This window comes from Roseicyclus sp. (assembly GCF_965662675.1).
GTDB lineage: Bacteria > Pseudomonadota > Alphaproteobacteria > Rhodobacterales > Rhodobacteraceae > Roseicyclus.
Genome location: NZ_CBFIIK010000090.1, coordinates 1 through 11393, shown reverse-complemented (window position 1 = coordinate 11393; position 11393 = coordinate 1). Strand labels below are relative to the sequence as shown.

The 11393-nt window shown below is 63.7% G+C and carries 9 protein-coding genes; 3 read left to right on the top strand and 6 right to left on the bottom strand.

Features of this window, described 5'->3' with window-relative positions; translation table 11 throughout:
* A partial coding sequence (locus ACTG4J_RS12070; RefSeq protein WP_439139841.1) for a divergent polysaccharide deacetylase family protein occupies window positions 1-1626 on the top strand: 1626 nt, incomplete at its 5' end.
* 66 nt (window positions 1627-1692) lie between these two features.
* On the opposite strand, the gene trpE is transcribed toward ACTG4J_RS12070, so the two are convergent.
* From trpE to ssb, 4 genes are all read right to left on the bottom strand, one after another.
* Entirely contained in the window at window positions 1693-3204 is a 1512-nt protein-coding gene (trpE, locus tag ACTG4J_RS12065) for an anthranilate synthase component I (RefSeq protein WP_439139839.1), read from the bottom strand.
* Window positions 3204-5057 carry a SurA N-terminal domain-containing protein gene (locus tag ACTG4J_RS12060; RefSeq protein ID WP_439139837.1) on the bottom strand — a complete coding sequence of 618 codons (1854 nt, stop codon included), beginning with the start codon at window positions 5055-5057 and terminating at the stop codon, window positions 3204-3206. The genes trpE and ACTG4J_RS12060 overlap by 1 nt, the downstream gene beginning before the upstream one ends.
* Before the next feature lie 106 nt (window positions 5058-5163).
* Window positions 5164-6351, bottom strand: a complete 1188-nt coding sequence (locus tag ACTG4J_RS12055; protein WP_439139835.1) for an aminotransferase — start codon at window positions 6349-6351, stop codon at window positions 5164-5166.
* Window positions 6352-6483: 132 nt separating this feature from the next.
* Window positions 6484-6984, bottom strand: a complete 501-nt coding sequence (gene ssb / locus ACTG4J_RS12050; RefSeq protein ID WP_439139833.1) for a single-stranded DNA-binding protein — start codon at window positions 6982-6984, stop codon at window positions 6484-6486.
* Window positions 6985-7131: 147 nt separating this feature from the next.
* Between ssb and ACTG4J_RS12045 the strand changes: the two genes are divergently transcribed.
* Window positions 7132-7770 (top strand): lytic transglycosylase domain-containing protein, encoded by a 639-nt coding sequence (locus tag ACTG4J_RS12045; protein ID WP_439139831.1) that lies wholly within the window; start codon window positions 7132-7134, stop codon window positions 7768-7770.
* 35 nt (window positions 7771-7805) lie between these two features.
* Here the strand turns inward: ACTG4J_RS12045 and ilvN are convergent, their stop codons facing one another.
* Window positions 7806-8366: an acetolactate synthase small subunit gene (ilvN, locus tag ACTG4J_RS12040; RefSeq protein WP_439139829.1), complete on the bottom strand. Its 561-nt coding sequence runs from the start codon at window positions 8364-8366 to the stop codon at window positions 7806-7808.
* An 81-nt stretch (window positions 8367-8447) separates the two neighbouring features.
* Complete coding sequence (locus ACTG4J_RS12035) at window positions 8448-10202, bottom strand: acetolactate synthase 3 large subunit (protein ID WP_439139827.1); 1755 nt, start codon at window positions 10200-10202, stop codon at window positions 8448-8450.
* 617 nt (window positions 10203-10819) lie between these two features.
* Between ACTG4J_RS12035 and ACTG4J_RS12030 the strand changes: the two genes are divergently transcribed.
* The coding region (locus ACTG4J_RS12030) for a TRAP transporter substrate-binding protein (protein ID WP_439139825.1) at window positions 10820-11393 on the top strand (574 nt) is incomplete at its 3' end.

Here is an 11393-nt window from a genome sequence, read left to right as displayed (position 1 = left end):
ATGTTTCAAAGCCGGCGGGGGCGGTCAAGCGCAAGACACAGCCGGCAGAACGGGCATCAGGGGCGGCATGAGCCCCGCGAGGCGAAAGAGGGTGATATGGGTGGCGGTGTTGTAAGTGGTCTGATCTGGGGATTGGTCGTGTCGATTGTGGTTTTGGCGGGGGTCTCGCTCAATACCCCCTTGCCCGATCGCGCAGCGCCCGGCCAATCGGCGCAACCCGCGCCGCAGGCGGAGGCTGTATCGCCCGAGACCGAGACCGACCAAGCCGATACGGCCGCGCCACAGACCCCCACGCCGGTTGTTATGCCCGCGCCTGAAATCCCCGATCTTCCGGGTGAGGCCCCGGCTGAAGTTGCGCAAGCGGATGAGACCGATACCACCGCAACGCCGGACCAAACCGCCGCGGTTGCGGCCGAGACCCCGCCAGATGGGCAATCGCAAGAGGTCCCGCCCGCGCCCGATACGCTGTCTGAAGCTGCGCCGCCGCCCAGCGATGAACCGATCTTGGCCACGCCCCCCGCCGATAACGTCGCGGCCCCACCTGTGCAGCCCTCGGCACTGAACATGGGGGAATCGCCCGTCGCACCCTTGGCGGATATCCCGGTCGATCGCACCGCGCCATTGGCTGCGCCCGGCCCACTCATGGCACAAGATCGCGATGACAGCCCCGATGCGCTCGATACCGCCGCACCCGTGCCGCCCGTCTCGCAAGGCGCGCCCGCGCCAAGGGCGGCACCTGTCGCCGAGGCCGCGCCCGTCACCTTGCCTGATCCCGCACCCGCCCCGGTGTTGCCGCAGGTGGCGCCGCCAATGGCCGCTTCGCCCGACCCGATGACCCAACCCGCCGTGCCTGACACGATGTCCGTCATCGCCCCCGACCCGGCCGAAAACGCCGCCGCGCCCGCCGCGACAGAACTGCCGATGCCCGAGGACGCACCCCCGCAAGGCGCCTTGGACCGCAACGCGGTGGCGTTCACCGCCGATCCCGAACGCCCGCTGATGTCGATCATCTTGATCGACGATCCCGACGGTCCGCTTGCCCCCGAGGTCTTGGCGCAGATCAGCTTTCCGGTCAGCTTCGCGATTGATCCGCTCAGGCCGGACGCAGCCGCCCGTGCGGCACTTTTGCGCGAGGCTGGCTTTGAAGTGTTGATCCTTGCCGCCGCCGCGATCCCGGCAGGGGCCGGTCCCACGGATGTCGAGGTATCCTTGGCCGCGGCGCAGCAGACCATGCCGCAAGCGGTGGCCATGCTCGATAGCCCCGATAGCCGCATCCAGGCCGACCGCCCGGTGCTGGAGGCCACGATCGCCGCTTTGGCCGATAGCGGCCACGGGCTTGTGGCGTTCCCGCGTAACCTCAATGCCGCCGCGCAAGGCGCACGGCGCGATGGTGTGCCCGCTGCTACGGCCTTCCGCCTGCTCGATGATGAGGATCAGCGCGCCCCTGTGATCAGCCGATATCTCGACCGCGCGGCCTTTGCGGCGGGCCAAGAGGGCACGGTGATCGTGGTGGGGCGCAGCCGTCCCGACACGATCACAGCGGTGTTTTCATGGGCGCTGGGCGGGCGTGGCGAGGGCGTTTCGCTTGCCCCTGCCTCGGCGGTGTTGCGGCGCTTGTTCGAGTGAAGAAACCGCGGCGCTCGGGCTTGGCAGAACCGTGGTTGTCCCAGATGAAAAAGGTCGTTTTCGCCCCTAGCGGTTCGTGCGCCCAGAGAATAGCCCCGCATCCGCCGCCGCGCGCCGGATCGCGCGGGATTTGTTGACGGTTTCTTGGAACTCGGCCTCGGGGTCGCTGTCATAAACCACGCCGCCGCCCGCTTGGATATAGAGCTTGCCATCCTTCAACACGGCGGTGCGCAGCGCGATGCACATATCCATGTCGCCGCCCGCGCTGAAATAGCCCACGCCGCCGCCATATACGCCACGCTTTTCGGGCTCCAATTCGTCGATGATCTCCATCGCGCGGACCTTGGGCGCGCCTGAGACGGTGCCCGCAGGCAGCCCCGCCAGCAGCGCCGAGAGCGCATCTTGCCCCTCGCGCAATTCGCCCACCACGTTCGAGACGATATGCATCACATGGCTGTAGCGCTCGACGATGAATTCCTCGGTCGGCTTGACGGTGCCGATCTTGGCCACCCGCCCAACATCGTTGCGCCCCAGATCCAAGAGCATCAGATGCTCGGCCAATTCCTTTTGATCCGACAACAGATCGGCCTCGAGCGCGCGATCCTCTTCCGCTGTGGCGCCGCGCGGGCGCGTGCCTGCGATGGGGCGGATCGTGACCTCGCCGCCGAAGACCCGCACGAGGATTTCGGGGCTGGCACCGACCACTTGGAAGGGGCCGAAGTTGAAGAAGAACATGAACGGCGAGGGGTTGGTGCGCCTGAGCGCGCGGTAAAGCGCAAAGGGCGGCTCGGGGAAATCTTGCGTCCAGCGTTGTGATGGCACGACCTGAAAGATGTCGCCTGCGCGGATGTAATCCTTGGCGCGTTCGACAGCGGCCAGATAATCGGCATGGGCAAAGTTCGAGACCGGCTCGGGCAGGGGGCGCATCTCGCCCATTTCGCGCGCGGCGCTGGCGGGTGCGCGTTCCAGATCGCGCAGCGCATCGGCCACACGCTCGGCCGCCTGCGCATAGGCCGCGCGCGCCGATAGACCCGACGAGACCCAAGCGGGCGAGACCACCGTCACCTCGCCCTTGACCCCGTCAAGCACCGCGATGATCGAGGGCCGCATCAACACCGCATCGGGCAGGCCCAGCGGATCGGGGTTCACATGCGGAAGATGTTCGACCAAGCGGATCATGTCATAGCCAAGATAGCCAAACAGCCCCGCGGCGGCGGCGGGCAGGTCATCGGGCATCTCGATCGCGCTTTCAGCCAAAAGCGCGCGTAGCGCGGTCAGCGGTGCCGCTTCGCATGGCAAGAACGCCTCGCGGTCATAACGTGCGGCGCGGTTCAGCCGGCTTGCCTCGCCATGGCATTCCCAGATCAGGTCGGGCTTGCAACCGATGATCGAATAGCGCCCGCGCACCTCGCCGCCGGTCACGGATTCGAGGATGAAGCTGTCGCGCCCAGCATCGGTCAGTTTCATCATCACCGACACGGCAGTGTCGAGATCGGCCGTCAGCCGGGCATGTACAAGCTGGTTCTGGCCCTTGGACCATCCGGCCTCGAAAGCCGCGAAATCAGAAATCTGGGCCATCAGGGAAACTGTGCATGCACGGCGTTGATCACCGCTTGATCAAGGCGGATGCCCGCGCCCGTCTGCAAGGCTTGGCCATAGGCTTCGAACACATCTTGCGCCTGTGTCTGGGCCACGGCTTGGCCAAGCACCTGCAACAAGATCTGCGTGTTCGGGTCATCGCGGGCGGCGGGGTTGATCGCGTCAAGCTGCACGATCAAGCTACGGTCGGCACCGGGCACCATGACGACATCGCCTACGGCGTCGAGTTGGAACAGCTGCGCAACCAGCGTCGGTGGCGCATCGGGGATGAAGCCCTGTCTGCGGATGTCGCGCTCGATTGCGACCTGACCCAGTTCCTCCAGCGCCGCACCTTGGGCGAGCATGCCCAACAGCACCTCGGCGCGTGCGTTGATGGCCGCGCGGATTGCGTCTGCCCGCCAATCGGCGCGCACCGCGGGCCGGATTTCGGCCAAGGGGGGCAAGGTCGGTGGCACCACCGCATCGAGCCTGAGGGCGAAAAGCCCGCCGTCCGATAGCGTGAGCAATTCGGGGAAATCGCCCTCATTCACGGCCAAACCCGCTTCGCGGAAGGCGTCATAGGCGGCGATCCCCTCCTCGGATGTGGGGGTGTAATCGATGCGGCCCAAAACCAGCTCTGTCGTCTCGGCCAGTTCTTCGAGGGTCAACCCCTCGGCCAAGAGATCGTCGACCGGGTCGCGCAGATCGTCGATGGCGCGCCGTGCGGCCTCGGCGGCCAATTCGGCGCGTAGCTCTTCCTCGGCCTCTTCGAAGGTGATTTCCGAGGCATCCAGCACCGCGTTCACCCGAAACAGCGCCGGACCAAGCCGCGTGGGGGCAGGGCCGATGATCTCGCTGGTTTGATCGCCAAAGATCAACTCCGCCGCCTCTGGCAAAAGGTCTTCGCGGGTGACCTCGCCGAGATCAACATCCTCGAGGCTAAGGCCGCGCTCCTCCAAGATCGCGTCAAAACCCGTCTCGCCGGCCAGCATGGCGTCAAAGGCGGCCTGCGCCTGCGCAGTGTCGGCAAAGACCAGCTGTTCGAGCAAGCGCCGCTCGGGTTGGCGGTAAAGTGCGGCGCGGTCGTCGTAAAGCGCCCGCAAGGCGGCCTCGTCAACCGGTATGGTATCCATCAGCATCGTCGGTGTGACCCATGCAAAGGTGATGGCGCGCGCCTCGGGGCGGGTGAACCGCGCGGGATTCGCAGCGTAATGGGCTTCCAGATCGGTGGCATCGGGCAGCGGCACACCTTCGGGCAGGTCGTCTTGTGTCACGATCAGCAAACGCGCGTCGCGGGTTTCGGCCTGATAGGCGACAAGCGCCTCGGTGATGGTCTGGTCGGGCGCAATGCCGCCGATCACGGCTGCTTGCAACAAGGCGCGCGCGGTATCTTCGCGCACTTCTTGCTCGAACTCGGCCGGGTTCAACCCGTTTTGGCGCAAGGTGAATTCGTAGCTTTCCCGGTCGAAGGCGCCATCGAGCCCCTGAAAGGAGGCGATCTGCGTGATCTGGCGCGCCACCTCGGCATCGCCCACCGACAGGCCCATCATCTGCGCCTCGTTGACCAGGGCGGCACGTGCGACAAGCGATTGCAGAACCGCTTGATCAACGCCTTGGGCGCGCAGGTTGGCCAAGGTGATGGGCTGACCCGTCTGCGCGATCCGGGCGCGGATTTCTTGATCGAGCGCGCGGGCGTAATCGTCGGCCGAGATCTCGACATCGCCGACCGCACCGACGCGGCTTGCCCCGCCCGAGAATGAGCCGATGCCAAAGCCCGCCAAGGCGATGAACAGCAAGCCCATGATGATCCAGACAAAAAGGTTCGACGCCTTTTTCACAGCTGTTTTCGCCATGCCTTACTGGTCCTTCCGCTTGCTATATGCGCCGTGGTCGGCCGCACCGGGTCGCAGGGTTGATTACGCGCTTGGGCGCCGCGCGGCAAGTGCCGCAGGGACGCCTTCAAAGATCCAGCCCGGCCAAACGGTCGACCACGCGCACAAGCCCCGCTTGGTCGGCATTGGCAAAGGCGATACGCAGCGTCGTCTCGGCCTGTCCCGTGCCACCCGCCGCGCGGCTTGGCCCGAACATGGTGCCCGGCAACACAAGCAAGGCCGCCTCCGCGACCATGCGCTGGGCCAGCACATCTGATGGCATCGCGAAAGGATGCTGGACATAGGCGAAATAGGCGCCGCAGCCCAAAAGCCGCCAATCGCCCAGCCGCGCGAATTCGCTTGTCAGCCTGTTGCGCCGCGCCAAGATCTCGGCTCGTTCGCCCGACAACCAATCGCCCAGATTGCGCATGCCCCATAATGCGCCGATCTGGCCGACCTGTGGCGGGCAGATCGCGACAGTGTCGAGAAACTTCTCCACCTCCGCCAAACGCGCTGGCGCGGCCATGATCGCACCCACCCGATGGCCGGTCAGCCGGTAGGCTTTGGAAAACGAATAGAGATGAATGAGCGTCCTGTCCCAATCGGGATTGGTGAACAGATCATGCGGCGCGCCTTCGCCGGAATGAAAATCACGATAGGTCTCATCAAGGATCAGCGCGATGTTGTGGCGCTCGGCCAAGTCGAAAAACGCCCTCAACAGGGCCGAAGGGTATTCGACGCCCGCGGGATTGTTGGGGCTGATCAGCACGATGGCGCGCGTGCGCGGCGTGATGAGCGTGGCCGCCCGCGCTGGATCAGGCAAAAGATCGTCGCCCGTCGGCAAATGGACAGCACGCACCCCTTCCATATCGAGCCACATCTTGTGGTTGAAATAGAAGGGCAGGGGCAAAATCACCTCGTCGCCTGCGCCCGCCAGTGTCGACATGGCGGCGGTAAAGGCTTGGTTGCACCCCGCCGTGATGGCCACCTGGCCTGTGGCGATGGTGCCGCCATATGCAGCCGACCATTGCATCGCCAATTCGGCGCGCAATGCCTCCATCCCCAGAACGGGGCCGTAAAGATGGCTCGTGGGATCGGTGATCATCGCTTCTGCCATTGCGCGCACCAGCCCCTCGGGCGGGGGATCGACGGGTGCGGCTTGGCTGAGATTGATCAAGGGGCGCTCGGGCGGGAACTGCCGACCCGCGATCCAGCGCCGCGCCTCCATCACCGGGGGCGCGAAGGTTGTCACATATGTCGGATTGATCGGCTCCATGCCCGCCCCACCGCGTGATGCCGCGCGGCCCCCCTAGCTTCTTCGTTTCTTAAATATCCCCGCCGGAGGCACCTGCCGCCCGCCACACCCATGGTCGTCGCCATAGCGCGCAAGCCAAGATGCATGCCCCGCTCAGAACGGAATTTCGTCGTCCACATCGGCGCCACCGCCAAAGCCCGGACCGCTTGGGCCGCCACGATCATCGGGATAGCCGCCGCGATCATCGCCATAGCCGCCGCCCTGACCGCCACCATAACCGCCGCCGCCGCCACCACCCTCGCCACGCCCGTCAAGCATGGTCAACTCACTGCGATAGGGGCGCAGGGCGATCTCGGTGGTGTAGCGCTCTTGGCCGGATTGGTCTTGCCATTTGCGGGTTTCAAGCTGGCCCTCGAGATAAATCTTCGAGCCCTTTTTCAGATATTGCTCGGCCACGCGGACCAGCGGCTCGGAATAGATCGCCACGCGATGCCATTCCGTGCGCTCCTTGCGCTCGCCCGTATTGCGATCCTTCCAGGTCTCGCTTGTCGCGATGTTCAGGTTGCAGACCTTGCCACCCGACGGAAAGCTGCGCACCTCGGGGTCGCGGCCCAGATTTCCGATCAAGATGACCTTGTTGACTGATCCGGCCATGTCATTCTCCCCCAGCTCGTTTCACGATCTCGCCCGGCGCGCATGCCTTGGCCGAGTCATCCCGACCGCGCGCCCGCCCGCTTAGATCATCCGAACTTGGTCAAGGAAAGATTAATTGCGCCGCCAAGGCAACTGCGCCCACGACGCATGGCTGGAAATTTCACGCGGTTTGGCGTAAGGCTCGATGCATGCAGCTTTGATGCGGTTCCGATGCGTCCTGTCTTGTTGTCCCTTTTGGTTCTTTTGGCTTTTTGCCTGATGGCCGCACCCGCCCCCCTCCGGGCCGAAGCGATGGAACGTTTCGGGCGCGCGTTGGGCGTGATCGATGCGCGTGCGGCCACCCAATATGCAGGATCGGCGCGTCTGCGCCCCGATTTCGACACCAGCGGCGATGCGATCCCGCGATTCGACGGCAACTATGCGGGCCCTTGGCTTGACGTTGCGCGCGCCGCCGCGCGCCGTCACGGCATCCCCGAAGATCTGTTCTTGCGGCTGGTGCAGCAAGAATCAGCCTGGAACCCTGCGGCCACAAGCCCTGTCGGGGCCATCGGCCTCGCGCAGCTCATGCCGGGGACCGCGCGTCTGCTCGGTGTCGACCCGCTTGACCCTGTCGCCAATCTCGAAGGCGGCGCGCGCTATCTGGCGATGCAGTTTCGCGATTTCCGCCGCTGGGATCTGGCCTTGGCCGCCTATAATGCTGGGCCGGAAGCCGTGCGTCGGCATGGCGGCATCCCGCCCTTCGCCGAGACGCAAGATTATGTCCGCATCATTCTCGGGCGTGGGTAAGGGTCACTGACACGATCGGTCGCGCGAAGGATCGCTCAGGCCCCGCGCGCGATGGCCGCCACGCCCGTGCGTGCCAGCCGCACATCGCCCAAGGGGCGCATCAATTCGCAAAAGGCATCGACCTTTTCGGGTGTGCCGGTGATCTCGAAGACAAAGCTTTGCAGGGTCGAGTCGACCACATTGGCGCGGAAGATCTCGGCGATGCGCAGCGCCTCGACCCGGTGTTCGCCCTTGGCGATGACCTTGATCAGCGCCAATTCGCGGCTGACGAAGGGCCCTTCGACGGTGAGATCTTGCACCTCGTGCACGGGCACCATGCGTTCGAGCTGCATCTTGATCTGGTTGATCACCTGCGGCGTGCCCGATGTCACGATGGTGATGCGCGAGCGGTGGCCGCTATGGTCCACCTCGGCCACAGTCAGGCTTTCGATATTGTAGCCGCGCCCCGAGAACAGGCCGATCACGCGCGCCAGAACGCCCGGCTCGTTTTCGACCAGCACGGCCAGCGTGTGGGTTTCGATCATGTCCGACATATGGCTGCGCAGGTCATAGGCCGAATGGCTGGAGGAGCCTTTTTCGATATTGAGCGGGGACATGAGATGGACATCCTGAATGGTTGCGAAAGGCGCAAGCGCCCGGAAAAGCGGCGGGGCAGGGGCGCGCCCCGCGCGCCGCACTTACACCAAGACCGAGCCCTTGGCGTCGATCACGCCCTTGGTATCGGCCTCGCCCAAGAGCATCTCGTTATGCGCCTTGCCCGAGGGGATCATCGGGAAGCAGTTCTCGTGCTTTTCGACAAGACAGTCGAAGATGACCGGCCCGTCATACTCCAGCATCTCCATGATCGCATCATCCAGATCCTTGGGATCCTTGCACAAGATGCCCTTGGCGCCGAAAGCTTCGGCCAGCTTGACAAAATCGGGCAGCGCCTCGGACCAGCTATGGGAATAGCGCTCGCCATGCAGCAATTCCTGCCACTGGCGCACCATCCCTAGGCGTTCGTTGTTGAGGATGAATTGCTTGACCGGCAGGCGATACTGGATGGCCGTTCCCATCTCTTGCATGTTCATCAGCCAAGACGCCTCGCCCGCGACATTGATCACCAGCGCGTCGGGATGGGCCACCTGCACACCGATCGATGCCGGCGTGCCATAGCCCATGGTGCCAAGCCCTCCGCTCGTCATCCAGCGGTTGGGGTCTTCGAACCCAAGGAACTGGGCGGCCCACATCTGATGCTGGCCCACCTCGGTACAAATGTAGCGGTCGCGCCCAAGGGTCAGCGCCTCGAGCCGCTCAAGCGCGTATTGCGGTTTGATCGTCGTGGTCGAGTTGGTATAGCGCAGGCATTTGACCGCGCGCCATTCCTCGATCTGGTCCCACCATTTCTTGACCGCGACCGCCTTGGTCTTGGCGCCGCGAGCCTTCCAGACGCGCAACACCTCTTCCAGCACATGGGTCACATCGCCGATGATCGGGAAATCGGCATGGATGACCTTGTTGATCGAGGATGGGTCGATATCGACATGCGCCTTGAGGCTATGCGGGCTGAAATCGGCAATGCGCCCGGTGATGCGGTCATCGAAGCGCGCGCCGATATTGATCATCAGGTCGCAGCCGTGCATCGCCAGATTGGCCTCGTAAAGACCATGCATGCCCAACATGCCCAGCCAATTCTTGCCCGATGCGGGGTAGCTACCCAGACCCATCAAGGTCGATGTGATCGGGAAATCGGTCGCCGCCACCAACTCACGCAGCAGCGCGCTGGCGCGGGGGCCGGAATTGATCACGCCGCCGCCGGTGTAGAAAACCGGACGCTCGGCATTCTCCATCGCTTCGACCAAAGCCTCGATGATTGCCGGGTCGCCGGTCAGACGAGGTTGGTAATGCGCGGTGCGTGCTTGTGGTTTCTCGACATAGGTGCCGGTTGCGAACTGCACATCCTTGGGAATATCGACCAGCACTGGACCGGGGCGGCCATGGGTGGCGATATGGAAGGCTTGGTGGATCGTATCGGCCAGCTTGTCGGTTTCCTTGACCAGCCAATTCATCTTGGTGCAAGGCCGGGTGATGCCGACGGTATCGGCCTCTTGGAATGCGTCCGAGCCGATCATGAAGGTCGGCACCTGCCCCGTCAGCACCACGAGCGGGATCGAATCCATCAAGGCATCGACCAGACCCGTCACGGCGTTGGTCGCACCGGGGCCTGAGGTGACAAGCACGACACCGGGTTTGCCTGTCGAACGTGCATAGCCCTCGGCGGCGTGAACTGCGCCTTGTTCGTGGCGCACGAGGATGTGCTGGATGCCGTTTTGCTGGAAAATCTCGTCATAGATCGGAAGCACGGCGCCGCCGGGATAGCCGAATACGACATCGACGCCCTGATCCTTCAGCGCCTCGACCACCATTTTCGCTCCGGTCATCTGCCGTGTCATCGACGTTGTCCTTCTATGTCTACGCGTTGTGTCTTGTTCATGCCGCAGTGGCAAAAGGTATTGGCAAAAAAAAGCCCCCGGCGGGTTATCCGAGGGCGCATGGTCGACCGATGTGGCAATCGTCACCGACCCATGCGCTTGTTCCCTACGATTAGTACGAAGCAGTCCATGACCTGCCCCCCGGCATGAAATTGTTGCGTGACACTAGAAACGCCGCGATGCGGCGTCAACAGCCAAATTACGAAAATGTCGCCAAAACGAGCGGCCGCGCAACGAATCGAAACTTGTTGGCGAAATTAAAAAATATCACTGCGCGCGCAAGTTACAGCGCGTCATGCAACCTTGAGGTGAGAAGTGTCGCTGGATCGGCGCGAACGATCGAGAGCGTAGGTGTTATCTTTCGATTTTTTGGCTGGGACATGCCCAAGCCTTAGGCGATTTTTCAGCTTACGGGCGATTTTGGTAAGAGATTTTTACAAAAATCACCCATTCGGCGCGAAAAGCTGTTTGCGCGCGTGGTTTGCTTCGTTAGGGTGCGAGGACTTGTGGTCTTTGCCACTGTCGCCGCGATCCGAGGGGGGTCGTGGCCAACTCCATTACTACGGGGAGGATACCGAATGGATCGTCGTTCTTTTCTGAGAACGTCCGCACTTGGCGGCACCGCCGCCGCCGCCACCACGCTGGCCGCACCGGCCTATGCGCAGGGCAACCGCACGCTGACCATGGTCACCTCGGTGCCCGATGGCTTCGCGATTTTCGATGACGCGGCCAACTACGCGGCCCGTGCCATCACCGCGATGACCGATGGCGCGCTGACCATCAACAAGATGCCAGCAGGCTCGCTCGTCGGCGCTTTCGAAGTGTTCGACGCCGTGTCGTCCGGTCAGGCCGACCTCTATCACTCGGCTGAATACTACTTCCTCAACCAGCATCCGGGCTTCGCCTTCTTCACCGCCGTGCCCTTCGGCATGACCGGCACCGAGATGATGGCTTGGTACTACCACCAGGGCGGCATGGCGCTGCACCACGAGCTGGCCAGCCTGTTCAACCTCAAGCCCTTCCTTTGCGGCAACACCGCGATGCAGCCGGGCGGCTGGTTCAACAAGGAAATCACCTCGGCTGACGACCTGCAGGGCCTGCGCTTCCGTATGCCCGGTCTGGGCGGTCAGGTTCTCGGTCGCCTCGGCGCAT

Bases quoted from the DNA above. Each gene is read 5' to 3' on its own strand.
- trpE (WP_439139839.1), bottom strand. From the start codon at position 3,204: ATGGCCCAGATTTCTGATTTCGCGGCTTTCGAGGCCGGATGGTCCAAG.
- ACTG4J_RS12060 (WP_439139837.1), bottom strand. From the start codon at position 5,057: ATGGCGAAAACAGCTGTGAAAAAGGCGTCGAACCTTTTTGTCTGGATC.
- ACTG4J_RS12055 (WP_439139835.1), bottom strand. From the start codon at position 6,351: ATGGAGCCGATCAATCCGACATATGTGACAACCTTCGCGCCCCCGGTG.
- ssb (WP_439139833.1), bottom strand. From the start codon at position 6,984: ATGGCCGGATCAGTCAACAAGGTCATCTTGATCGGAAATCTGGGCCGC.
- ACTG4J_RS12045 (WP_439139831.1), top strand. From the start codon at position 7,132: ATGGCTGGAAATTTCACGCGGTTTGGCGTAAGGCTCGATGCATGCAGC.
- ilvN (WP_439139829.1), bottom strand. From the start codon at position 8,366: ATGTCCCCGCTCAATATCGAAAAAGGCTCCTCCAGCCATTCGGCCTAT.
- ACTG4J_RS12035 (WP_439139827.1), bottom strand. From the start codon at position 10,202: ATGACACGGCAGATGACCGGAGCGAAAATGGTGGTCGAGGCGCTGAAG.